This window comes from Bradyrhizobium sp. Ghvi (assembly GCF_900115265.1).
In the GTDB taxonomy this organism is placed as follows: Bacteria; Pseudomonadota; Alphaproteobacteria; order Rhizobiales; family Xanthobacteraceae; genus Bradyrhizobium.
Genome location: NZ_FOVU01000014.1, coordinates 1 through 25,491, shown reverse-complemented (window position 1 = coordinate 25,491; position 25,491 = coordinate 1). Strand labels below are relative to the sequence as shown.

Below are 25,491 nucleotides of genomic sequence, written 5' to 3'. Positions count from 1 at the left end.
GAATTTCAGACAGAAATTGAGTTTGTCCAAAATCTCCTCCGCCGCCGTCACGACGTCTGACATCCCGGAAAGTGAGCGATGGTGATAAACGGCATTCCTGGCATTTAGCCTGCTACCGACTATTTGTTTAAGGAACTTGACAGGTTCATGTGAGTCAGCGATAACCCTGACCACTCCGGGAGTGATGCCGCGTCGCGACATTTGCCTTTGGGCCGCTACCTGAGTCTAAACATCTTTGAAAGAGGCTCCCGAAAGGGGGCCTCTTTCGCCGTTTAGGCCCTGTAATTCCCAAATTCACACAGACCTTCGACGCAGGAGCGACCTGTAATATGCTTAGGGTCAGTTCTACAACTTTTGCCTCGTCCACAAGATCTGATGGCGTGACCCCCGCAATAGCCTCTGGACTGTGGATAAGGTTGGCGTGGTTGCGCTGATTGATGCCGCCAACCCGGTCACGGCTGTTCGCGGCCCCGACAAGAAGCGCGAAGCGTCGAAAATTCAAACTGAGACAGAGATTTCGGGCGCAGGAGGCCGAATTGGACCGTGTCTCACCTTGGGAATATGGTTGGTAGCGGACCCGCCAGATCTTGCCATAAACCATTGATACTATGTATTTATTTGCCGATACTGCGGCTCCTATATCAACGATCAACGACATCACCAGATGTCGCCGATCGTTTACATTTCCAATTGTCGTCGCTCAGCGACATATGGTAACTGTAAGCGAACGCTGACATCTAGGCTCGCCATGTTAATCCGCACCGCCACCGATCTCGGCGCCGTCATTCGCGACAGACGCAAGCGGCTGAAACTCGACCAATCGAGTTTTGCCAAACGCATTGGCGTCAGTCGTCAGTGGGTGATCGAGGTCGAGCAGGGACACGCGCGCGCCGAACTCGCTCTTGTACTCCGCGCCCTTGATGCCCTGGATATTCGCCTGGACGCGAGCAGCGAGCCGACCAAGAGCCGCACCTCAGAAAAGCCTGCGGTCGATATCAATGCCATCGTCGCCAAAGCCAAAAAGAGCAAGACATGACAAAGGAGCTCATTGCTCTGCTCGATGGCAAGGAAGTTGGCCGGGTGCATAACGCCGCGCGCGCCCGATTGACTTTTGTCTATAACGGCGATTGGCGTAACGCGCAGGAAGCTTATCCGCTATCGCTTTCCTTGCCGCTTGCGGCTGAAGAGCATGGCCCCTCTGCCGTTCAGGCTTTTCTCTGGGGGCTTCTGCCGGATAACGAGCGCGTTCTCGATCGGTGGGCCAAGAAATTTCAGGTCTCAGCCCGAAACGTATTTGCGCTCATCTCCCATGTTGGCGAAGATTGCGCTGGCGCCGTTCAGTTCGTCACCCCCGAGCGCTTGGACGTCTTACAAAGCGGCGCCGCCGACAAGGTCGAATGGCTCGACGAAGCAGCCATCGCAAATCGCCTGCAAACGCTCCGTGAAGACCACGCTGCATGGCGGTTGCCGCGCGATACGGGGCAATTCAGTCTTGCCGGCGCCCAACCCAAAACCGCATTGCTTCTGCAAAAGAACCAATGGGGCATCCCGTCCGGGCGCATTCCGACAACCCATATTCTGAAGCCGCCGACCGGCCATTTCGACGGCCATGCCGAGAACGAGCATATCTGCCTCATGCTCGGACGCAATCTTGGCCTGCCCGTCGCCGAAACCAAGGTCATGCGGTTCGAAAAGGAAATTGCCATCGTCATCGAACGCTACGACCGACAACTCAGCGGAAACCGGATTGTCCGAGTCCATCAGGAAGACATCTGCCAGGCGCGCGGTACGATGCCGACACAAAAATATCAAAGTGAAGGCGGACCGACACCCGGCGATATCATTGAACTATTGCGTACCCACTCCACGGATCGCGTCACCGACGTTGATACATTCGTCGAGGCCCTCGCCTTTAACTGGCTCATTGCCGGTACGGACGCGCACGGCAAAAACTATTCACTGCTTCTAGCCAGCGGCCCCACGGTGCGGCTTGCGCCACTCTACGATATCGCCAGCATTCTTCCTTACGACGGCGTCGATCTAAAGAAGGTCAAGCTCGCCATGAAGATCGGTGGCGAATACAAGCTGAACGAGATCAGCTTGCGCGACTGGCAGAGATTCGCCCGCGAAGCCCGATTGGACCCCGACAAAGTGATTGCGGCCTTGGCCTCTATGGCCGCGCAGATCGCTGACAACACGACTACCGTGTGTGCTAGCGCAAAGCAACAGGGGCTCGACAACGCCATTATCGGGCGCTTAGCCAAACAGTTGATCGCAAGAGCAAAGGATTGCCAACGTATCCTAGGAAAGGTCTAACTCTCGACCATGGTTGCGGACCCGCCCAGATCAGATCGCTTTTGAGAGACTTTCATGCACGCCACTTTCGCGATCGGTCGCGCGCTTCAAGTCAGCTGGTTGAATGCCGCACAACAAGAAACACCATCTCGTGCCTAAGTTCTACCTTCGGAATTGCGATTCGAAGATGCGAGACTTGCCAGCTTACGACGGCGTCGATCGGCCGCGAGATCCACGGGAAGAAGCTCTAATCCTGCTCACGCGGAAGAAACCTCGTCGGCCTGTACCAATTCTGATGTTTCATTTTGAGAGCTTCTCGCTCGGCTTCGCTTCGGCAAGCATTATGAAAGTGGCATGCGATAAAGCTCTCATTGAGCCGAGAGCGAGGGGCGGCGCGAGATCAGGAAAACAGACGCAAAACTTCTCTCAACCACGTCGCGGATGCGGCTGTGACCGACAGCTGGTAAGACGACTTTAGCCGCATCGGCAGCGCAGACGATTAGATAGGACGCTCCTTGGGATTTTCGATCCCCGACATCGCGGTCAATTCAATCGTGTACACGGAGCACGCTGCGCTTCTGGCGGCAGATGAGAACGGCGGAAGCTTTATGGCCGCCGGACATCATCGCGAGCTATGCAAACATTGCCGCAATCCGCGGCTGCCGATCGGCGCTCGCGAAAAGTTCAAGGAGCTCTTCTAATCTTTCTCGATGGGCCTGATTCGGCGCAGCAGGGAATTGGCATATTCCTCGCGCTCGCGCATGAGTCGTTCTTGATGTGCTTTGAATCTCTCGACCCGCTTCCTGATTTGATCACGTTCGCTGCTGCTATAGTCGGATACGATTGGGCCATCAATGTCGTCGACTTCCTTCAGTGGAGGCCGGGGAGGTGCGGGCTCCACCTTCAGCGATCCGGCGAACGCCATCGCTTCAGCAACGAGCGCATCGAGTTCGCTCTTCCAATCACGCATTTGACGCTCTCCCGCGCATGGCCGAGGCGCTTGTTGCCACAAAGGGCAGTCCAACGCTCAGCCACTTCTCCTTGAAGGAAGCGCCGACGGTGCTGCCGGAGGCCCCCCGGTTCAAAATGAGCATTGTGAGCAACTGCAGTCCAGCCCACTGCAATCGATTCTGTGCAGAAAAACCCCATTGTTTGGGCTTTTGCGCCGGCGAAGTGCCGAGCTTTTTTTCGAGCGCCACTGGCAATAGAACACTTCAGTCCAACTTTGGCGCCGTCACTGCGGCGGGCTGCGTGGCCGCCTGGGGCGCCCGGCCAACGACGACGGTCAGGAGGCCCTGCCCCCATAGCCGTTTGGCGGCCTGCTTGGCGTCGTCAATGGTCACGGCATCAATGCTGGCGTTGCGCTTCTCGATATAGTCGATCGGCAGGTTGTCCAGCCGATAGTGCAACAGCGTTTTGGCGAGCTTGGAGGAGGAGTCGAGAGCGAGCATCTGCGAGCCCTTCAGATACGACTTGGCCTCTTCGAGTTCCTTCTGCGTCGGTCCCTCTTCGGCTATGCGGCGCACCTCCCTCTCGACGACTTCGATGGTATCCTCGGCGCGGTCCGCCTGCGTGCCGGTATTGCCGACGAAGAGGGCCGTGTGCTCCATCCACACCAGCTGGTCAAACACCGAATAAGCCAGCCCGCGCTTCTCGCGCACCTCGCGATAGAGCCGCGAGGACGATCCGCCGCCCAGGATATGATTGACGACAAGGGCAGACATGAAGTTCGGATCGCGGCGCTTTACGCCCGGGCCGCCGAAGGTGATTACGGTCTGCGGTACGTCGAGCGGCACGAAGGCGCGCTGCGGCGGCGCCACCGGCTCGACGTCAGCGACCGGTGTGAGGTTCGCCTTGGCCGGCAGGCCGCCAAAGGTCTTGTCGAGCAGTTCGCCGAGCGTTACCGGGTCGACGTCGCCGACGACCGCCACCTTCAACGTATCCTTGGCTAGCACGCGGCCGACGTAATCCTTCATGTCGGCAACCGTGATGTTCGGCACGCTCTCCAGCGTGCCGCTGGTCGGGCGCCCATAGGGATGATCGCCGAAGGCAATCTCCCAGAACTTGTGGACGGCAAGCGCGGTCGGATTGGTGGTGTTGCGATGCAGGCGGGATATGACCTGGGAACGCATGCGCTCGACATCCGCGGCGTCGAAATGCGGGGAGGTCAGTGCCATCCGCAACAAGTCAAAAGCCTCGTCCTTGTTGTCGCGGAGCGTGCGTAGGCTGCCGCGGAACGTGTCATGGCTAGGACTGAATGAGAGCTTGATGGCGCGGCGGTCGAGACGCTCGTGGAAGGCCTTCGAATCGAGATCGCCGGAGCCTTCGTCGAGGAGGGCACCAACGAGATTGGCGACGCCCGGTTTGCCCTTGGGATCCTGCGACGTGCCGCCGGCAAAGGAATACTCCATCGCAATCAGCGGCACGGACGAGTCCTGGACGAACCAGGCTTCGACGCCGCCGGGCGATGTCAGATGTTGGATGTTGGCCGCGGCCGAAGACGGCGAAATGGACGCCAACGAGAGCGTCACGGCAGTGGCGAGGGAGAGCGCGATGCGGCGCACCGGCAGGAAGGGATAGGTCACGAACGCTTCTCCTCGGGCTTGGCAATGGCGGTGTTCTTGATGAGATAGCCGGTCACCGAGCGGTTCTTCTCGAGCCACTTCTGCGCAGCTGCGCGCACCTGTTCGGCGGTCACGGCGCGGATGCGATCAGGCCAGCTGCGCACGTGCTCGATGGACAGGCCTATCGTCAACGCGCTGCCATACACGCTCGCCAGCACCGCCTGATCGTCTTGGGCGTAGATTGCGCGTGCGACGAGCTGGGCCTTGACTCGCTCGAGATCCTCGGCGCGGATTGGGTTCTTTACGATGTCTGCGATCACGTCATCAATCACCTGCTCGACGACGGGGAAGCTGACGCCCTGCTTGGGCGAAGCCGAGATCGAGAACTCGCCCGAGTCGAGCGACATGCTCCGATAGCTGGCGCTAGCCGATACCGCGAGCGGTTTGTCGACGACGAGGGCGCGGTATAAATAAGAGTTGCAATCCCCGCCCATCAGTTGCGCGAGCACGTGGAGCGCGGCGCTCTCGCCGGCTGCAGCGGTCATCGCCGAGGGCACCACATAATGGCGGTGCACGCTGGGCTGCTTGACGCGCGGATCCGAAAGCGTAACCGTGCGCGGAGCGGCCGGCTCCGGCTCCTGCGGACGGATGCGTTGCGCTGGGATAGCCGGCTGAGCCGGGATCGGACCGAAATTGCGCTCGACCAGCGGCCGCACGTCGGCAACCTCGACGTCGCCGGCGATCACCAGGATCGCGTTGTTCGGCGCATAGAAGCGGCGATAGAAAGCCAGCGCGTCCTCGCGATTCAATTTTTCGATCTCTTGGCGCCAACCAATCACTGGCCGTCCATAGGGGTGATTGAGGTAGAGTGCCCGCTCAATTTGCTCCCTCAGCCGCGCGGCAGGACTATTGGCAACTCGCATGTTGCGTTCTTCGAGCACCACATCGCGCTCGGGCAGCACATTCTCGTCCCTGAGCACGAGCGAGGTCATGCGATCGGCCTCGAACTCCAGCACGGTTGGCAATTGCTCGCGGGGCACGCGCTGATAGTAGTTGGTGTAGTCAAGCGAGGTGGAGGCGTTCTCGTTGCCTCCGATGCGATGCACCGTCTCGGAGAATTCGCCGGCCGGGTGTTTTTCGGTGCCCTTGAACATCAGGTGCTCGAGGAAATGGGCCAGCCCCGATTTGCCCGGCGCCTCGTCTGCGGAGCCCACCTTGTACCAAATCATCTGCGTCACCACGGGTGTGCGATGGTCCGGGATCACGACCACCTGCAGGCCATTGCCAAGCGTGAACGTGGTGGACGGCGCGGAGTTGGAGGGAGTCTCGGCTGACACACCATCTGTCAGAAAGGCGCAGGTCAGGGCCAGCGCTAAAAGGCAAGCAACCGAGGCAGATGAAGATGCCAGCAGCTTTGACCGCACTCGAGCTAGACTTTTCGCAACAAAAGCACGATGGGGCGGCTGCTTGGATGCCACATTGATTCCAGTATGGTTCGCCGCGCGCCGGAGCGGCGGACGCTTCTGCAAGCTCCACCGCAGTTTCTTCTGGATAAGGAATGAGATTATGATCAACGTCATCTCTCTGCTGCTCCATGCTTTGGATTACGAAGGGGAAGGCTCCGGCGCGTCGCCGGCTACCCCAAAGCATCAGTCGTGCCAAAGAGGAACTCTTTGAATTACAACTGGGTCGGCCAAAGCAGCCTGTTGGCATCTTCACACATCGTCGCACCTCGGACATAGTGCGCGCGGTTTGCAACAGCTCGCGCTACCAGGGAGTCTTCCCTTCCCGCGTTCTCGTGGCTGGCGTGAAGCGCCTAGCCTTGACGCCGAAAAAGTCAACGCGAGCGCGCTCATCGAACCGTGGAGCCCATTGGTTTTGCCCTTCCTGGAGGTGCCGCATCAGCTTCACTCGGCGGGACGCGCCACAGGAGGGCCTCAACAAGATCGCTGAAAAGGCTCGGCGCGACCATTTCGCGCGCGATATCCAGTCTGAGATTGTCGAGCTCATCCAGCCGATCCTGCGAATGCGACACCCGGTCGATGGCCGACCACCAATGATGTTGCGTTCCTCGTGGCCCACACTTGAGGCATGAATTTCGACAACGACGATCGGAGCCGATCCCCGCGACTCTAGCTTCCTTGCAACCCGGCTCCGAACGTCTGTCTACGCCGAAGGTCCAGGCCATGCACCGGCTCAACCAAGAAGAGTTTGCGCAACTCTATCGTGGGCTGGATGCCAATACACCGGCTCATCCCTCCCAGTGCTCGCGCCGTACAGTTTATCATGCCGGCGGTCAACCGCTCGAAGAGATCGCGGGCCTGCAGGTGAGTCCTTGATGACAAGATCGGCGACTTCATCAGGTCAATCGCTCGAAGATGACGTTTCTCTCCGTCATTGCAGCAAAACGATACGCTCTGCTCTCCAACAGGTTTATGATCCGAGCCGTGTTGCCATCGTGAAAATGCTCACTTGGTTCGCACTGGATCACGGCAGGCTTGATGCGCTCATAGTCGATGGCCTTGACGAGCTGGTAATCCAGCCCTTCGCAATCGATCGACAAGAAATCGATTTTGTTTGCATAAGGGGCCAAGAGCTCGTTGATGCCGACGGCGCTCACCTTGATATGCTCTCGGATACCTCCCAGGCCGTCGAAGTCGCCGAAGCTTTTGATATGTGCTTCATCCAAGGAAGACAGTTCATGGGCATTTCCGATGAAGAGCGTGGCAGAGGCCTGTGGAGCCGGCAAGACAACGGACGGCACCAGAACGTCTCTTGGGCGCACTGTCCGGATCAGCGCTCCCAATTCAGGATTGGGTTCGACTAGAACACCTTGTCCGCCTCTTTGATACATAAGGTAGGTATTCGAGGTGGAAATAGGGTGATTGGCGCCAATCTCGATATAGAACACACTCTCCCAGGATCTTTGACATCTGTAGAGTCTTGCGGTCAAAATTCCTTCCAGAATAACGTCTTCTCCGCCTTGTGCGTAGCTAGCTGGAGCGAAGTGCTTGATCCGAGAATTGGGGAGTTTGAGCCTCTCGACTTCCCGGTTTATGCACTCGTTTTCAAGCTCGGAAAACATATCGTTACTCTCCAATATAAACGCCTAAAAACAGCTGTTGCATGGCGGTCATCGCGGGGACAACTGACGATGCTGATAGTTGACAACTCTTGAGGAAGCTGCGTGCTTGATCACGCGCGCGATTGCATCTCTCCGGCATCCCCATGCTTAGAGCTCGGCTGCCATTGCGATTGACGGCCGCAGCCGCGCATCTGCTGTATACAAACAAAGCTGGAGCATTGGTGAGGGAGCTGAGCTCGCCGCGCGCGACAAGCTAATGCGGCTTTGTTTGGCGGCGCTCGCAGGCTCGCGGCATCAGCATTGTCGCCGGACAGGTCCATAACGGACGACCGCGGTTGTGCGAGCCACTTCATGAGCATCGTGCCTGGATAGGAGAGCACCAGCTTTTGCATCGTTGGCTGGGACAACCCGCGCGGCGTGCACTTCCCGGCGTGTTGGTCGCGAGCGTACAGTTCGAACCATTCGCCGCCCGTTGGCAGAAATATCTTGCCACCACGCACTGCGACTGGCCTGGGCAACCTCTGTAACGCCAGTTTCAGAAGATCGAGGCTTAAGCGCTTTGAGAGACAGCCCATGCCTCGAAGAGACGGTCGAGAGGTCGAACGCCCGGCGGGCCGTGACAAGACATCGCCGGACGGTGCGAGAACAAGCTTTGCAGAGAGCAGCTTCCGGAAGGCGGGGCAGATCAGCCTACCCGGAGATCCTCAGCTGATGTCTTACCCGAACGCCCGGCCTTGAGCTCATAACTTACTCGGGCCCCCTCTTCGAGGGTGGTGTAACCGGCTTTTTCGACGGCACTCACGTGCACGAAGACATCGGGACTCCCGTCCTCAGGCCTGATGAATCCATAACCTTTGGTCGGATTGAACCACTTCACAATACCCATTGCCACGGCGGCATCTCCATAGTGAACCATTATGATCTAGCGAAGAGTCTCTCGGCCATCAAGACGGTCGGCAAAAGAGGCCCGGCCTCGCTGCGCTGATCACGTGCTGCGCTTTTTGTCGCATTGCCTAGCTGCGGCCGCATTGTGCAAGCGACAAAAACCTGACGTCGACGGCACTTCGCCTCAACGCTCTAGCCCAGATGACCTTTTGACCTTCGCTTCACTCCTCGCGCGCCCCCGGCTTGCAGAAGAGTTGCGGCGCCTCGAAAACGCCGTGCTGATTCAGAGCCGGCGGATCGTTTTCATCGAGGTCGAACAACAGGGCTGTCGTGAATTGCCTTGCGCACACCCCGGAGCCGGATCATCAATCCGCGCATGCCTGCATTCGCGCTGACTGACATATTTCTCAAGCACGAAGACGGCAGCAGGGACGGGGTTTTGCTGTTCGTCTTCGGCTGTGAACCGCGCGTCGCGCCCTCTCGAACGAACAGGGTCTGGCGAGAGAGGAAGCGCATTTGGCAACTTATCCGCTTGTCATGTTGTATTTAGGAAATCGGCAAACCCACTCGGAAAAGCCGGCCGCTGTTCAAACCGGCAAGTTGCGCATCCGACGAACTTCGCCGCGCCGCCGGCGGCTCGCTTTGGTTCGATGAATTCACCGGAGCACCTGAACGCGTTAAGCCAATGAATGGTCTCGATTTGATCTGCTTATCTTGCCAGAAACGCTCCAAACCGCGCCCTTCCAATGGAATATCTGCCATCCGATCCTTAAGGATGGAGAGCGCCTGTTCGTAGAAGTGCTGGTAGCGAGGATCTGACTGAAGCACCCCGATCGTCTTCTCGTTCTCGGCGCGAACCCAAGCCACTGCGGTTGAGCCTTCGATCTCCTGGAGTCACCGGAGTGGATCATCAGTTACTGCCGCATCGGTTCGCTCCTGTGAAAGCGTCGGGGAGATGAAGCAGGCAATCGAAATCAACGGCGAGAAGGAGTGATGTTTTCATAGATGTGCTCCGGCTGAGGTCGAGCGGCCACGCTCGCGGGCCGCGGAGCGTCAAGCCGAAGCGGCGGAAAGCACACTAAAGCGCATGACATAGCGCGGCTTGCGCCATGTCGCGCCCCATAGCTGCAAGCTGCGTGCCGGCCAAAGAGTCGCAAGTTTCAGTCGCTCGCGCTTCGGCACGATGTCGGCTTCCCAACACAGGTTACTAAGCAGACAGCGACAACGTGTCGGCGGACAGTCCGTCAGACGGCACTGGCCTCTTGGGTTTCAGCGGCCAGAAGCGGAACGCGCCCACGCCTCCCATCGCAACGCTTACCAGAAGCGTGGTTTACGAGTACGGAACAACGCGTTGGGCTGAGCACCATTCCACTGTGGATCACCCGCTTGACACATTAATGCAGCTCCTCGACATTCCCGGCATGATCCAGGTTTGCATGACCTGCAAGAATCGCGTCAGCGCTAAAAGATTTCGATCGTTCCTCTCTCGACTGCTGTAGAACAGCGTAATCTGCCTTCTGTGCGCCTGGTCTATCAGTCCGCGCCAGCACCAGGCTCTTCTTCGGAACGTCCACTGAGCGAGGCTGTGGCTATCCCCAGATCCCAGAGCCTGCCCTGTGTGTGCATCAGTCTGGCCTCAAGCGCCTCATAGGCCTTCTTCTCGTCTGCACGGGCAACCTCCTTCAGAGCGACATCCGCGGAGTCGATCTCGTTGTAGGTGGCGAGCGCCCCGGCATGGTTCCGGTACAGCGGCATCTGAGCCACGTTGGTCCAGCCGCGACCGAGAATAAGGCACTGATCAGCCGGAACGGTGACACGGCTTTTGTCCAGCTCCCGGACGTAGTCTGCCGACCAGTCGTGGATGGTATAGGATTCAATCTTATCCATCATCGACCGCCAGCGCTCGATACGTTCCTCAAGTGGCATGTTGGCCGCTCTTGAAATAGCGTCAGCAATTTCCTTGGGATCGTTTGGATCCACCAGCAGCGCCTCGTCCTCGTTGAAGTCTTCAGCCGCCCCTGCAAACTTCGACAGTACCAGAACGCCGGGATTCTTCGGGTCCTGGGCAGCAACATATTCCTTCGCCACCAGATTCATCCCGTCGCGCAACGGTGTCACGACGCCGACATGGGCCTCGCGGTAAAGACGCGCGAGTGCAGCCTGGCTGAACGATTCGTTCGTGTAGTGGATCGGTTTCCACTCGTCTGTGCCGTGATCGTCGTTGACGTGATTGATGGCATTCTCCACGTCCTCCTTGTAGTTCTGATACTCGTCAACGTCGGCGCGCGAGAAGGGGGCAATCTGTACGAGTGAGATGCTCTGCGGCTCCTTCTTTAAAAGCTCATTGAGCGCTTCGACCCGTCTATCGATGCCTTTCGTGTAATCGAGCCGGTCTACGCCGATTGCAAACTTGGCGCCCTGGACTTCTTGCAACAACGACGAGACCTCTTCTTGCTCTGCGGGAGAGAGATCTGCCGCAAGATACGCTGCGAACCGCTCGGCATCGATACCGATTGGGAACTTTTGAAGTCGCGTCTGGCCACGTTCTGTGGTCACAACGCCATCCTTGCTCTCCAAGCCGAAATGGGTTCGCAGGCATGCCAAGAAGTTGTTCAGATCCCAGTTTGTCTGAAAGCCGAGCAGATCGTACTCCAGCATCGATTTCATCAAATCGCGATGGTTGGGTATGCACTCTATCATGTCGGGCGTGGGCCATGGCGTATGGAGGAAAAAGCCGGTTGGCCGCTCAATGCCAAGGTCTTTCAGCTCGGCCCCAAGCGGGAGTAGATGATAATCATGCACCCAGAATGCGTCGCTATCTCGTACGTCGAAAGCCGCGCGCGCGATAAAGTCGTTGATCCTTCGATAGCTGTCATAATCTTCTTCCGAGCCCGACATCCGCTCCGGCAAGGAGTGCAATGCTGGCCACAATGTTGAATTCGAATAACCTCGATAGTAGCCAGGACGGTCCGCGGCCGGCAGATCGAGCTTGGCGACGTGGCCTGCACCAGTCGGCACCAGCGGCAGGGGCCGCTCGATCCCGTCGCCGCGGATCTCCGACGAGCCTATCCAAATCGCGCCGGAACGTTCCACGACCGGCTCGAGAGCCGCGGCAAGCCCGCCGGTCTGGGGTTTATTGGGGTCGAAGGGTTCAAGCGCGGTTCGAAATGACGACAAGCTTCAAATCGGGCTGCTGGTTGACAGCATCAAGGCGATCCTCCACCTCGTCTAAAATAGTGAGATCGGAAGGACCTGGACTAGCCTGTTGCTCTTGCGAGCTGTCGTCCAGATGCTGGTCAAACGCCGCCTGACCTATCGTTTCATCGCCCAGTGGCGCCTGACGTGCTGGCGGGGTCTAACGTTGCCGTATCGAGCGCGTCTTGGATTCGAACCATCTCGCAACTCCGTTAAACGATGTTTCGCTGTAGTCGCAGATCAGTCCCGAGATATCTCCACTACGCCAGGATGATAGGTCTAGCTTTCGAGAAGCTGACCGGTCCGGAAAAATGTCGGATTGCTGCATCCGTCCAGGACTTCGAGGCGGTCATGGCCGATGAGGTGACGAGATGTCGGATTAAAGCAGGAGGACGGTTGGCTTCGACCTGCTGAGTACACGCAGAGGGTTGTCGGTATACGTGACGACCCACAATCGGCTTCGACGCTAGGAAGACTCGGACGCTGTGGCGAGGTCACCGTCTTGATAGGCGCCATTTGAATGGCGCCACCGCGCATTGACGGGCCTATGGAGTAGTCGATCGTTTGAATGTCGCAGGTATTGCTCGCCAAGATCGGCCGCCCGCTCCCGGGCTCCCCATACGGATCCTTGCCTGGTCCGCCGAGGGCGCATCAGCGCGCATCCGAATACGAGGTAAAAGCCTGCATAGAACCTTCTTCTACTATCAAACTGCCGCGGCTCACAACCTTCGCGCTAACAGTTCTGGCCCTGCGCGATGGTACGATTCGACGCAAGTGCCGAACTCCGTCTGCCCGAAGTTCGCGGCTTTTCACCCGCTCGTCTTCGGGCGGTGCGCTTTTCCGACTCTTCGCATCGCGATTGCTGGCCAGAGGTGACAACCAAGCTCCCCTCATCTGCAAGCGTGCGCGCCAATGGCTTTTTTCTTATCAAGCGATAGGTGCCGAGCCCCCATTGAGCTTTTCGCTGATGACGCGGGAGTTGCCAATGTCCGATCGAGCATGCCTGCTGGATTTGATAGTACGTAACGTACCGAACTGGTGCGCCATAGACACATCCGTACGCACCGCAACGGGTTCCATCATTAGGGCCGCCTGCCTGAAACGCACCAAGCAGTTCCAGACCAAAAGTCCGGCTGCAGACGACGTAGTCCGAAGCTGACCAGAATTAAGGACGCATATCCCAAACGGGACTGTCGACGTAGAGGCACGCAGCTATAAGTTGCCGGCTGATCCGTGGGTTTGTTGGTTTTTATTTAGTGACGGCAAGCACGATCATATAATCAATGCTCAAGACTGAAGAGGAAACGGGCGCCGGTCCAAAGAGAGCTTTATCTTGCCCAAGCAAAATGCGCATCACTCGTGGGAACAGCGCAGGATGATTGGTGCGCTTGGATTGCTGAAACGAGCGGCGATTGTAGTCGATCGTCACGGCATGGTGCTGGATGTCAACGAGAAGGCCCATAGTCTTTTTGATGGTGATCTTTCGATCAAGGGAAAGCGTCTGTTCGCGGCGGACCTTCAATCACGAATGAGATTGGATCGGCTGGTCAACCAGATCCGTCTCGCATCGAGAGAAGCAGGTCGTACCACCTTGCAAACTGTCGTCACCAGACGCCAAGGCCGTCCGGTCATCGTTGATGCCTTTGTGCAAGGATTGGGGGACGAGGACTTATTTCCGGCTTTGGGCGCCCTTCTTCTCCTCACCGATCTCAACGAAACCCTCCAGGTATCGCAGAATTCTGTGATGGAGATCTTCGGACTGACGCCTTCTCAGGCCCGGCTCGGATCGCTGCTGGTCGAAGGAAAGACGCTTAAGGAAATTTCCCTCGATATGAAAATTTCTCCAGGGACAGCGCGCAATCATCTCAAAGCCGTTTTTCTACGGACCGGGACGAGACGGCAAGCCGAGCTGGTATCTCTGTTGTCGCGCCTGCGGTAACTTTCGGTCGGATTCCGCTCGCGCGCGAAAGAAATGATGGTGGACTCCTCCGTGTTGCTGGCTGGCCTGCGCGAGTTCGGACAGCGCGAAAACCTGCTTGAAGTCATCGTTGCAGAGCTACTCGAGAGATCGTCGAAGGTCTTGATCTCCGGCGGTTCAATCATGAGCCAGAAGTCGGCCGCACTGGTCGAGCGTTCCTCCAGTTCATCAGTGCCCCAGATTGCCTGATGCGTTCGCGAGGCATGGCCGCTTGAACTGCCGCATTGTCTGGCATCGGGAGCGAGTGCCGCAAACGCATTGAAAACGGGCTTCACATTTTTTGCCAACTATCCGCGGTGGACTACGCATCGAGAGTAACGAGGTCAGGGCTCGTCCTCCTGTTGAGGATCGGCTGGGCTACCCGAGACACCCTCGGACCCGCAGTGTCGGGCGAACCACCTCATTGTCAGAGACAGACATACGGTCCTACGATCAATGTCCAAGGACGCGCATTGCAGCGCGGAAATGATAACCAAGCGCGTGTGCGAGTTGTAAGCGGTCGTCATGCGTCCGGCCGTCATAGCTCGTCGTATTGCGGGTGGGCGCATGGCGCCCCCCATCGCCCCAACTCGGCGATGCCTCAGCCACAATGGAAGGGCCGAACCCGGGCCAACCGACGGCGTGAACATGGCTGTCGCGGAGCGGCGCTCCGGCGCAACTATCAGCTGCCGGAGGTCACGTTGGCTACTGCGACCATGACCGGAAGGGAGAAGATCCGGCAAGCGATCTCGACGTTAGAGACATGGCGAGGTGAACACCCTGATTAATGGATCAGGGACAATCTTTACCAAGCAGCTGCCCAAGGCAAACTATAGGCTAAACAGTCCTATTTGACGGCGAGAAATCCCTCGAAACAGACATGCTTGTATATGGTCATGGCGTCCATAAACCCCGCACGATGCAACATATCGAGATTGCCCTTGGTCGAAAACGGCTCAAGAACGCCTTTCAAGCTGCTTGCTTTTCCCAGAACTTCTTCGGGGGAATAGCCGTTCTCCAGCTTATAATCGATATAGATCGCGCTCATAATATCCTGAAACCGCGCATCTGGCGCCCTGACTTTCTCGAAAAACAGGAATGCTCCGCCCCAGTTGAGCGACTTGTAGATTAAGTCTATCAAGCTTTGCCGGTGTCGTGGCGGAACGAACTGTATCGTATAATAGGAGACGATAAAATCGCTGGCTTCGTAGTCGACCTCGCATGCGTTTGCGAGCAGGTACTCGACGTTCGGCGCTTTGGGCTGAGCGCTACGGGCGTATTCGATCATGGCGCGTTCGTTGTCGATCCCGATCCAACGCGTGCCGTGTGGATGGCGTTTCGCTAGTTGCCGCAGGAGCGTTCCGGTTGAAGTACCGATTTCATAGGCGACGGAGTCCTTCTTTACGAAAAAATCACTCACCTGTTCAATCAGGCTATGGCCGGCTTCATAGTTGGGAACGGACCTTGCAACGTGGCGATCAAAATATTGAGGTGTGTCGCCGCCGAAGCTCCAGCCGGCGCGTTCGGCCCGGATGCCATCTCCGGTAGGGCCCCTCTGTCTTGCAGCAGACTGCTCCAAGCTGTCCATGACTACCTCTCCCGGCCTTTCCGGCTATGCGAGCTGCATTTTGCGTTCGCTCGTCGTTCTTCTGGCCAATTCGCTTTTGACCGCGGGGCTGAAAAAGAGGCACAAGGCCTCGTCTTCAAAGAGTTTACCGAGTGCGGAAAGTCTCAGCCCGGCTTGGCCCCTATCGTCGAGATAAGCCTCTAATGCGCCGGCATTGTTCAGCTCGTCGACAAGACCGTCATAATATCTCGAAAGCTCCGGATGAGCGCAGCGGAGCGACCGCAGGTTCTCGTCCTCAATGCGTCCGATACGCAGTCCTGTCGCGTAAGAGGCGGCCAGCAATTCCTCCTCGTTGACGGCGCGTCCGGTGGCGATCGGAACGTTGCCTGTCAAAACGGCATCCACATATGACGGGATATTCGGGTCGTTGCGAAACACGTGCCCCAGACTGTTTGCCTTCGCCACTTTGACGCCACCATGGGAGTAGGCTCCCGCCCCCAGCCCAAGAAGATCGCTCGCCGCCGTCGTTCGGATCCTCTTGAATGGATCGGTAAATTCCTGCGATCGCACAAAGCGGTTGCCGTCTGTCTGGTCATAGCCGAGCGCGGCCATTTCCTGCCAAATAAGGATCCGGCCAAGAAGTGTCGTGAACTCGTCCTCGAACTCCACTCGCTTTGTTTCCGTCCTAAACCAGTGCCCTTGAGGACGGTCCCCGAATCGCCCGTGATACCAAGTGAGGTGTGGTGGACGGATCTCGGCAATGGCTTCAAGATTGTCCCATACTTCAGACGTCGACCCCTTATAGAGCCCCTGGATCAGGTCGAGATTCCAGTTTTCGAAGATCCGATTTGCAATTGCGCATGCACGAATCGGAGTTTCGCGCTTGTAGCCGCGGGCCGCATATTTGAGGACTTCATCATCGAACGACTGCACTCCAAAGCTCAGGCGCGTCACGCCTTGAGCTTTAAGAGACCGCAGCTTGTATTCGCCCTCAGGCGCGGTGATCGTGAGGGGGCTGCCTTCGATGCAAAACTCCGCGCCGGACCGCAGATCATATTCGCTTCGAATGGCACATATCAAATCTCGCAACGCTGACTCATCGAGAACGAGCGGCGTGCCTCCGCCGATATAGACCGACGACACCACGGTGCCGCTTCGAGCGAGCCGCGCGCCCCAAAACGCGAGTTCTCGTTTTAGCGCCGCCAGATAACGAGCAACTTTGGCGTCGCCCTCGATAGAGTGTTTTCCAGCGTAGTGGTCGACCGTGTAGTGACAGAAAGTGCAGCGCGTTTCACAGAATGCTATGTGAACATAGAGACTGGCTTCTTTGCCCCAATCGATCTTATCGATCACGCTTCTTGAATCGAGCGGTGTCAAGGAGTCGATGGGCGGGTAGATCGCCACCGAGTGCGATCCGCCCAGGACCGCCCGACTGATGCCGATTCCGGCGGCATGAAGTGCCGGCAACATCGCCGGAACTCCGAGCCGTCGCAGCGACGAACATGCTTGCTCAAGTGCGGATTCCCGCGATCTCATGGTCGCACCTCACGTTATCGCGCTACTTAGTTGATAGATCATCGCCGTTGCGCGATGATGGTTAGATAAACGTCGGCGCGCGTATCCGGACTGTCATCGCATCTGTAGATTACGTCGTAGGGATTTATCAGGCGCGGCATGTACTGCTTGCGCCAAAGGGTTGCATGCTCGCCTATGAGCGAAGGGACGATTTGACCCCAGATGCGCTCCGCGATGATCGTCAGATCCGGATGCACGAAGGCTTGGCGAATCCACGCGTAGATGTCGTCGTACTGGACCCATGGCTGCCGGAGCGAAGCGAGATGAAGCTGCACAAGCCGATGGGTGACCGCGATGCGGCCTCCGGGGCGTACGACCCTAGCCATTTCTTTGACCATACTGGCTCCGAGTCCCAGTTCCCAGATGCCTCCGGTCCATTCGTTGACGGCCGCATCAACTGACGCATCGGGCAGAGCGAGACGCTGCGCAAGACCAGGGCGAAAATCGAGATTCGTGAAGTTTCGTTCACAGGCGAACCGGCGCGCCCGATCGCTCAGGCAGCGAAACATCTCGACAGAAATGACGAGTCCGTCTTCGCCAACAGCCGGCGACAAGCGTCGTGCAACGCGTCCGAGCCCGCCGCAGACGTCGACCACGATGCTCCCCGGCTTGAGCAGCAGCAGTTCCGGGTGATTCGGAAGCAGATCCTCTTGCGCACGGACCAGTTTGTCTTCGACTTCAGGTACCTGGCTCCAGCTGTTGTCGTTCTCACATGCCTTCAACAAAGGGAGGCGCCATCGCAAGTACGCGGTTCGAAAACGCTTTGCAAAATCGGACAACCGGCCGGGAAAAGCAGAAGACGCCGCATTGCCCAGCAACACCTCGTCGCTCGGCAAATTGACGATCAGGACGTCACCGAGCGCGTTCTCGATTGCGCGGACGGCTTTGAAAATGGCATCAAAATCATCTTCGGCGGCATCGCCCGCAGGCCAGAGAGCGTCCGGTTCAAGCCGTAAGCACAGACCTGAGATGAAGGCCGAGGCCGCCCAGGTCAGAACGCGTCTCCGCTCAGCCGCGTCCATGATCGACAGGCCGGGCGTCATGAGCACATGGACGGCGACGCAATCGCGAACCATCTCCTCAAGCCCGGCAATTGGATGTTTTGGCGCCGGCCAAGAAATTGCGTCCAGGTAGACCGCGGCACTGAGACGATTAAGGGAACGCCGGAGTTCACTGTCGCTCGACAGGCATTGCGTTTGCACCGCCGTCTGGTGCATTCGAACAATGCCTTTCTGGCGAAGGCGGGCCAGTTCACCCAAAGTCAACTTGTGATCTGCCAGCCGCGCGCAAAGCAGCAGCAACTCCGGCGGATGCGTTTCGTCCTTCAAACGTGTGGAGATTTGCTCGAGCGAAGTTTCAGCATCGAGGTCGATTACGATGGAGCGACGCAAGCTTGCGGTGCGTGCACATTCCGCGATGCGTCGCAGATGCTCAAGCTCCTCGGTCGACGGCTTCGTTTGCGAGGTCATGTGCATAAAGCCGTGCTGGCGCAGCGAAGCCAGCATCTCGTCAATCAGGGACTGATCATCGAATTGAGTGCGTAGAACTGCCACATTAACAGGCTCGTTGCTGAGCGTGGTGACAAAGTCCACCAGACCATCGCCCGGTGGCACGACCATGCCGGTTTCGAGGTAACCGTGACTGAGCAATCGATGTTCGGCAATCTCGGCGTCCAGAACCTCGACAGCCGGGTCGAGCATGACAAATGCATCGTCTGGCAGCTTCTTGGAAAGGCTGTCCGGTCTGGAGGTCTTAAGGTTCTCAAGCAGTTTCATGGGGCGCGCCGCCGCCGATCAGGCTTTTCGGGAAGCAATTGCACCTCTCGACGGGTTAGGTTGAGCATCCGATCCGCTTACGATGACACCGAGCCCTGCCAGAGAATCGATTAACGCGAGTACATCGGCCTGGGGGACATCGTTCAGTGCCATCGACAGTTCCGCCAAGCTCTTTGGGACACGAAGAACATCAAAGAGGCACGCAGCTCGCGGCGAAAGCTCCGCATATTCATGGGCGGCCTCAGCGGCCGGAACATAGATCAGCCAATGTCGTGAAGAGGCTTCGAGGTCCTGACCGGCGTCGAAGTCAAACGGATTCTCAATCCAAGGAGTGAGATCATGGGAGGACGAAATCATGGTCGCCGCTGGATGGGCGGCGAAGCGAGCCGACTGCGAATTCCTACTCGGGCTCCCTGCTGAGAAGGCCTCAACCACGGTGTTGGGCCATTTCAGGGGAGCGGCTTCGCCGAGCCGGCGCGCAAGCGCAACGCCAGCCGCGTCGATGGCCAGCACATCCTGGTGCCGAGGGGAAAAGAACTCCGCACGACCGGCCAAATATGCGACAAAACATCCTGCCGTCCGCCAGAAGTAAGGCCCATTGTCCGCGTAACCGCCTGACTGCACAAATTCCGACGCAACCGCTTCAATATCGAGTCCACTCGCGTGCAGGAGACGGCGCGTAAGCGGGACAAGGTCCAGCGCACCCAGAGCATTCCTGACCAATCCGCGGCGATACATGCCAATGTTGGATTCGGTCGGCGCGGGGGTGCCCGCATAGTCCACCAGGATTGCAAGCTCATCCGCCGTGCAGCCATGGACATCTTCGGTCCTCGTGGGATTCACGACCCAATTCGCGAGGCGATCGTCTTTCAGCACGCGCCGCCACGTATCCCAGACCAGCCGCGCGTCCACTAGGCAGCCTCGCTGCGCGTCGTACGCCTGCTCGCTCCCCCGTAGGCGCGATCCCACGCCTTACGTCCCCGTTCGAGGTCCGAGAGGATTAGATCGGTGGTACGCCCGGTATCAGCCATTTCTCCATCGCAGTAGAGAGATTGGGTCTCATATTCGAGAATGACGGCGCCAGGCCGCGCCCGCGACAGAACATCATCGAGCAGGTCCCAAACTGCTTCTGCAACCTGGGTATCGTGAAGATCGTGATATTGCCCCTTGATCCACCGCCCTCCCGCCATATGAATAGTGATGATACGGTCGAGCGGTATGGTGCTCAGAAACCGGCGGATGGAATACCCCCTTGCGCGGTGGTTCTGCTCGTTCGCGTACAGATTGTGTAAGTCCAGGTGCAGGTAGGTGCCTGATAATTCAAGCATTCGCGCGAGGAATTCCTCTTCGGGCAGATCGCTACCGGGGCACACGCGGTAGTACGCAGCGTTTTCGTGCGCGAGCGGAACGCCGTAAAGATCTTGAAGCGCCCGCGCCCTCGCCGCCACACGAACGGCTTCAGCCCGCGAGAATTGTAACGGACTGCTCCAAACGTCTGACCAGGAGGCATCGCCGTAAAAACAGTGGTTGGCGACCGAAGCAACGTTGAATTTCTGAGACAGCGGAACGTGTCGTCTTACGGCCGCCGTGCTCATCAGATCGTCGAAACCAAAGTCACCGCCGTAGTTCGAATGTCCGAGGAGCGGATATTCATCCATAATGTCGCGCATGAGGTCGATGGCGCGAGGGGATACGAGACCGGGCCCATCAAGAGGACTCATGACCGAGTCGAACAGTATTTCCAGCGCGTCAAGAGGCTGGTTCAGAAACGGAAACCACCCAATTAATTCCGGGTTGAACTGAAGCCCAACGCCCAAGCGCGGAACGCTCATTTCCGAGACCTCCAATAGCCTTGGCAGCCCCGCAAAAGGCGACGCGCCAAGGCCACGCCGGATTAGGATTCCATCAGTTAGGGATGATCTGACGCGCACTTCGCCGCGGTGGCGGCACATCTCGCTGCGGTTGCAGCGCACCGCGCCGCGGTGGCCGCGCATCGGGCCGTTGCTGCCTTTGCCTGGGCATGCGCGGCAGTCGCCGCACATTTGGCAGCCGTAGCGGCGCATTGCGCGGCCGTCGCGGCACACTTAGCGGCTGCCGCCGCCGCTTCTTTCACCGAGAGCTTTTTGACGTCCATTGGATTTCTCCTTGCGTGGGATCAATTGTCGAAAACCACTTCTCAAGCACTCAATCACCAGTAGAACTACCTGATCCCGAGGTGGCAGCCAGTCCCATTTGAGATAGGAGCAGATGATTTTTTCCAAAGCTCGAGCCCTGCACATGAACTCTCGCCTACGGTGATCAGGTAAAGTTGAACGATAGCGCACTATTGCAAGATTCGGCGTACCGTACGTGCTTGGCTACGCGACGCACGGGCTGGCGAGCGGTTTGGTCGCGCGCTTCCTCCTTGAGGAGAAAATTGCTTCGGTTGCCTCAACGAACATTGGAAGGACGGTCGAAATTCCACAGCCACGGCTCCGATAAGACGGTGGTGATCCCAGTCGGTTGCAATGCCCCGACCGTCATCGGTGGCGGCTTCGACCTGCAGGAAGTTTCGCTCGGAATCTTGCATATGGCCTTCGGATTGCTGTCGGATGGAGATTACGATCCGGGCGCTGGACCGTAGTCGTATTGACGCTCAAGAATGAGCACGGATCCCGCATGCGGCCTCGCTGGGAGGCTCATCGCTGCCCTCCCCACCCCAAATGCTGCGGAGCCGGACGATGACGGTTTGGCTCTCCTGGCACGTAATGCAGATTTTAAGCGAGTATGCGCGAGATCTCTGGCCCTTGAGAATGGAGGCGTCCTTCTGGAATGACGTTCGAAAGGGGCCACATCATCGTCGATCTGCACGGTCCCGGCCCCAGCGCTCTTCCGGGCGCCATTGCTACTCGGCGACTGGCATTCGCATCCTGACAGCGTCGCGGAGATGAGCGGTCTCGATGCAGCCACGCTTTTGCGAATAGCCTGAAAAGTGACCTCCCCCTTGATGCTCATTGTGGCCGGAAGCGGCTCGGAGTGATCTCCAAAGTGCTGGATGGGCCAGATAGTTCGTTCGCTGCTCCGGCGGCTGCTATCGGCGACGGCGCAAGAGATCAAGATCTTCGATCTTTTTTCAGTCGGGCCGCGGCGGTCCTGGCCCTGATTTGATGCCGCCGGAGCTTAGGCGCCCTCCGACGAACTCACTCATGCCATTGACCGCTAAAGGTCGGGTAGAGAATCAGCCTCAACTTCCGTATGTCCGATGGCAACTGCTTCCGCCCGAAGTTACGGGCCAGCGCCCTGCGGCAGCTCCTGCGCGACGTTAGACACGTCTGTCTACTCGCGGGTGCCTCTAATCTTGGCCGCCTACGGTTATGCCCTCGTCGATGATGACGGTCGGCGGGCGCTTGCCGGTCCTGCGCACGCGGACCACTTCTGCTGCTTCTGGATCTACCCGCTCGGCCGTCTTGGCCATTTCTCTCCGAGCCAGTGCGCTTTCGCGTGCGTGATGATGGATCCCGGCCCGCCGGCAAGGCGCTGCACTTTCCCGAGGCATCCGGAATGTCCCCGCGTAAGATCGCGAGCTCGGCGCCTCGACGACGCGCGCACGCGAGGCGAGCAACCAAAAATGAGCTGCGCGTCGCAGGGGCTGAGAACAAACATGCAGTGCCAGCACCGTTTCGATCTTTGCAAAATCGAGACAGTAAAGGTGAAAAGCTGACCAGCGGCAATCTCCGGTCAACGGCTAACAGGAACACCGCTAGGGAAGCTCCTGCGGCGGTTATCGAGCTGGAGCACGAAGTCGAGCCAAAGGTTTTCTTCCTCTCAGAGGCAAAACGGCGCCTTGGCGAGCGCTCGTCAGCGGCCGAGTAGCTGTTTAACCTCAATCAAGATGCCGTTTCAGCACAAACCTATCGCGCGGCACGTTTCGGCTGCGCTTCGGTTTCGATTTGGTTCACATCCTCGCCCAAAAACGAAGGCTCGGATCTCCCATCCGAAAGGCCGGCATTGCGGCTCGCTGCCTGGAGCACCGCAGAATGCCGATGGCAAGACCCGTCATGATTAGTTTTGATCAAGTTGAGCCTTTGGCACGAAAAATTTCATCGTATTTTTGGCCATCGAGGATTTCCTGCGCGGACTGGTCATCCCGCGAAGGAATTCGTCTCAGGCTGGAGGTGATTATGCAGTACGATCGAATAGACGCCCGCATTCTCGAGATCGTGCAAAAGAATAACCGTTTGACTTCAGATGTGATTGGCGAGATGGCCGGGCTTTCTCCTACCGCATGCCAACGACGGTTGAAGAGGCTCCGCTCGGAGGGCATCATCCAGGCCGACGTGTCGGTTGTGTCGCCGAGGGCGGTCGGACGACCTATTCAAGTGCTTGCACTGGTGACCTTGGAGCGCGAAAGCGCCGATATCATCGATAGGTTCAAAAAAGCGATCAAATCATCAATCGACGTCGTCAACGGCTTTTACGTCACGGGTGATGCCGACTTCGTCCTGTACATCACCGCACCGTCCATGGAGGAGTACGAGCAGTTCACGCGGCGCTTCTTCTACGAAAATCGCGACATCAAGGGCTTCAAGAGCATGGTCATATTGGATCGTGTAAAGGTTGGATTTGCTGTTCCTGTCGAGCTTCCCCGAGACGATTGACTGCGCCGATGCGGGCGATCGTCTCGCGCCCGCAATCGAGGTTTGACCTGACCGTTCACAAAAGATGCAGGTAAAACCCCGTCATAGAGAGTCGTGGACGCCAGCATTCTAACGGCACGGTGCAAAAGCAAGAATGTGGCGCGCTATGTCCGGACATGGCGCGAGCGCCTCCATTGGCTTGGTCGAAATTAGTCGAAGATAGGGCCCTCAACGCTGGATTTGCGCGCTGTTGGATTACTCGTTGCATCCATCAAGATGAAGATGCCGGTATAGTCGTCGTCACGTTCTCGTTACGGTCAGGTGCAGGCTAGCAAAGGTCTCCTGCCGGGAGAGGGACCATGACCGATCGCGTGCCCGCCGTCCTCGAAGTGCATGACTGCTGTCAAGATGAAGCTCTCAAGCAGCTGTCTGTCACACGGCCCGAGCCTGTGCGTTCACTTCCGGCGCGTCCTGCGAAACGGCCCTTCGTGAAAAACGTCATCCTGGCGCGTCTTTCACTTCAACAGCTTGCCGCAATAGGGGAGTGTCTCGAGCCGGTCGTCTTGAAAGAACGGATGGTTCTGCAAGAACCAAAAAAGCCCGTCGAGCACGTCTACTTTGTAGAGAGCGGCCTCGTCTCGCTCCAAGTTGTTGCCGCGGGCAGTATGCTCGAAACGGCCGTCATCGGCTATCGGGGCGTGGTCGGCACATCCTTTTTGTGGGGAGGACATTTTTCAACGCATCAATCCGTCGTCGTCTTCCCCGGCAGCGCGTACCGAATATGTGTCGAGGCTCTTCGTCGGATCATGAAAGTGCATCCCGAGATCAGAGACCATCTGTTCGAGTATGTGCAAGCGCTGACCTTTCAGTGCGTCCAGACAGGATTATGCGGGGTTCGGCACCATCGCGAAGAGCGCCTCGCGACCTGGATTTGCCTTGCTAGCGAAGCTGTTGATGCCCGCGTGCTGCCGGTCACTCACGATTACCTTTCCTCGGTGCTGGGACTTCGCCGCGCCGGGGTGACTGAAACCTTGATCCACTTCGAGGAGCAAGGGCTGATTCGCAAGATGCGGGGTGTCTTGCAGATCGACAATCCCAAATCACTCAAGGAAAAGGCGTGCTGTTGCTACAAGCTCGTCTCAGCTGCCTATGTCTCCTCATCAGTTCGCACCCTAGGCGAAGGACATGCGAGTTAACAACTTCCAAACTGCGTTCTGCGTCACCTGCTCTGGCTATTTATCGCGAGCCCGGATGTAGTACATTCGAGGCTTGTTGAGCAGTTCATATCATGCCCAATGGAGGCTCAGCACGAGGGCTAATCTTAATCGGCGCCATGATCCCAAAGCGGGGGAGTGCATCTAGGCAACGGACCCTCCAGGAGGACGCGGTCAAAATCTGGCGAACCGTCCTTCGCTCCAGCCTGCGGCCGCCGGCTGAACACGCGGTGATGACAGATGAGCATCACCCAAGCTTATTGGGTAGGCCAAACGTCCTTCGGACCTATTCGAGACGAAGCTGACCGGACGCATAGGTGTATGCGAGGGCTAGCTGACGGGGTACGAACGAAAGTGTATCCGCCGCCGGCCACTGCTTTCGACCTGAGCCAGTATACACTTCGATACGCGGCGACGGTCGTCTTATGTCGTCTGAATGGTGGTGCATTGTGCGCACCCTTCTGGCGTGTGCCTTTATTTGAAACGTCTTGAAAAGGCGAAGTTTTACTGGCCGCGGATCGGGCATCATCGGGTGCAGATGAATCCCGCGCAGGTTGATGGCACTGGTGGATGGCATGGATTGGAAGCGGGTCCGGACCGTGGCGGTCGAGCCGCCAGAGATTGTTGGGTAAAAGCACTGCGGCTAAGTGAATCAGTGGGCCTGAAAGTGCGGATTCCGACGAAGTCGCCCAGGCGTACCGATATGAAGTCGCCCGTGGATTCCGAGACGATGTCGCCCACCTTTCCGATTTGATCTCGCCCA

The 25,491-nt window shown here is 57.9% G+C and carries 19 protein-coding genes; 6 read left to right on the top strand and 13 right to left on the bottom strand.

Features of this window, described 5'->3' with window-relative positions; genetic code table 11:
• The first annotated feature begins 748 nt into the window (after positions 1-748).
• Positions 749-1,036, top strand: a complete 288-nt coding sequence (locus BM374_RS32895; protein ID WP_092302439.1) for a helix-turn-helix domain-containing protein — start codon at positions 749-751, stop codon at positions 1,034-1,036.
• On the top strand, positions 1,033-2,316 hold the full coding sequence (locus BM374_RS32890) for a type II toxin-antitoxin system HipA family toxin (protein ID WP_092302437.1): 1,284 nt from the start codon (positions 1,033-1,035) through the stop codon (positions 2,314-2,316). Before BM374_RS32895 ends, BM374_RS32890 begins: the two co-directional genes overlap by 4 nt.
• Positions 2,317-2,992: 676 nt before the next feature.
• Here the strand turns inward: BM374_RS32890 and BM374_RS32880 are convergent.
• The 7 genes from BM374_RS32880 to BM374_RS32845 form a co-directional block, all read right to left on the bottom strand.
• On the bottom strand, positions 2,993-3,265 hold the full coding sequence (locus tag BM374_RS32880) for a hypothetical protein (protein ID WP_092302433.1): 273 nt from the start codon (positions 3,263-3,265) through the stop codon (positions 2,993-2,995).
• A 244-nt stretch (positions 3,266-3,509) separates the two neighbouring features.
• On the bottom strand, positions 3,510-4,880 hold the full coding sequence (locus BM374_RS32875) for a M16 family metallopeptidase (protein WP_177248700.1): 1,371 nt from the start codon (positions 4,878-4,880) through the stop codon (positions 3,510-3,512).
• Entirely contained in the window at positions 4,877-6,208 is a 1,332-nt protein-coding gene (locus BM374_RS32870) for a M16 family metallopeptidase (protein WP_502689478.1), read from the bottom strand. The genes BM374_RS32875 and BM374_RS32870 overlap by 4 nt, the downstream gene beginning before the upstream one ends.
• A 1,010-nt stretch (positions 6,209-7,218) precedes the next feature.
• Entirely contained in the window at positions 7,219-7,944 is a 726-nt protein-coding gene (locus BM374_RS32860) for an FkbM family methyltransferase (protein WP_092302426.1), read from the bottom strand.
• Between the two features lie 685 nt (positions 7,945-8,629).
• Positions 8,630-8,836: a cold-shock protein gene (locus tag BM374_RS32855; protein WP_210188616.1), complete on the bottom strand. Its 207-nt coding sequence runs from the start codon at positions 8,834-8,836 to the stop codon at positions 8,630-8,632.
• A gap of 539 nt (positions 8,837-9,375) precedes the next feature.
• Positions 9,376-9,696, bottom strand: a complete 321-nt coding sequence (locus BM374_RS38950; protein ID WP_177248699.1) for a hypothetical protein — start codon at positions 9,694-9,696, stop codon at positions 9,376-9,378.
• Positions 9,697-10,362: 666 nt separating this feature from the next.
• A complete protein-coding gene (locus BM374_RS32845; RefSeq protein WP_244552776.1) occupies positions 10,363-12,006 on the bottom strand; it encodes an alpha,alpha-trehalose-phosphate synthase (UDP-forming) in 1,644 nt (547 codons plus the stop codon).
• Between the two features lie 1,351 nt (positions 12,007-13,357).
• Between BM374_RS32845 and BM374_RS32840 the strand changes: the two genes are divergently transcribed.
• Both BM374_RS32840 and BM374_RS32835 read left to right on the top strand, forming a co-directional pair.
• Positions 13,358-13,963, top strand: coding sequence for a helix-turn-helix transcriptional regulator (locus tag BM374_RS32840; protein WP_244552775.1), 606 nt, complete (start codon positions 13,358-13,360; stop codon positions 13,961-13,963).
• 33 nt (positions 13,964-13,996) lie between these two features.
• Positions 13,997-14,191: a hypothetical protein gene (locus BM374_RS32835; RefSeq protein ID WP_092302422.1), complete on the top strand. Its 195-nt coding sequence runs from the start codon at positions 13,997-13,999 to the stop codon at positions 14,189-14,191.
• A gap of 637 nt (positions 14,192-14,828) precedes the next feature.
• On the opposite strand, the gene BM374_RS32830 is transcribed toward BM374_RS32835, so the two are convergent.
• From BM374_RS32830 to BM374_RS40025, 6 genes are all read right to left on the bottom strand, one after another.
• Positions 14,829-15,569 carry a methyltransferase domain-containing protein gene (locus BM374_RS32830; protein ID WP_092302420.1) on the bottom strand — a complete coding sequence of 247 codons (741 nt, stop codon included), beginning with the start codon at positions 15,567-15,569 and terminating at the stop codon, positions 14,829-14,831.
• Positions 15,570-15,593: 24 nt separating this feature from the next.
• Positions 15,594-17,018: a radical SAM protein gene (locus BM374_RS32825; protein ID WP_177248698.1), complete on the bottom strand. Its 1,425-nt coding sequence runs from the start codon at positions 17,016-17,018 to the stop codon at positions 15,594-15,596.
• Positions 17,019-17,122: 104 nt separating this feature from the next.
• Positions 17,123-18,898, bottom strand: a complete 1,776-nt coding sequence (locus BM374_RS32820; RefSeq protein WP_092302416.1) for a class I SAM-dependent methyltransferase — start codon at positions 18,896-18,898, stop codon at positions 17,123-17,125.
• Between the two features lie 18 nt (positions 18,899-18,916).
• Complete coding sequence (locus tag BM374_RS32815; protein ID WP_143270310.1) at positions 18,917-19,810, bottom strand: hypothetical protein; 894 nt, start codon at positions 19,808-19,810, stop codon at positions 18,917-18,919.
• Entirely contained in the window at positions 19,810-20,730 is a 921-nt protein-coding gene (locus tag BM374_RS32810; protein ID WP_092302412.1) for an MbnB/TglH/ChrH family RiPP precursor modification enzyme, read from the bottom strand. The genes BM374_RS32815 and BM374_RS32810 overlap by 1 nt, the downstream gene beginning before the upstream one ends.
• Before the next feature lie 1,499 nt (positions 20,731-22,229).
• On the bottom strand, positions 22,230-22,352 hold the full coding sequence (locus tag BM374_RS40025) for a hypothetical protein (RefSeq protein ID WP_283807099.1): 123 nt from the start codon (positions 22,350-22,352) through the stop codon (positions 22,230-22,232).
• 706 nt (positions 22,353-23,058) lie between these two features.
• Between BM374_RS40025 and BM374_RS32800 the strand changes: the two genes are divergently transcribed.
• Both BM374_RS32800 and BM374_RS32795 read left to right on the top strand, forming a co-directional pair.
• Positions 23,059-23,535, top strand: a complete 477-nt coding sequence (locus BM374_RS32800) for an Lrp/AsnC family transcriptional regulator (RefSeq protein WP_092302409.1) — start codon at positions 23,059-23,061, stop codon at positions 23,533-23,535.
• A gap of 338 nt (positions 23,536-23,873) precedes the next feature.
• Positions 23,874-24,710 (top strand): Crp/Fnr family transcriptional regulator, encoded by an 837-nt coding sequence (locus BM374_RS32795; protein ID WP_092302408.1) that lies wholly within the window; start codon positions 23,874-23,876, stop codon positions 24,708-24,710.
• Positions 24,711-25,491: the final 781 nt, after the last annotated feature.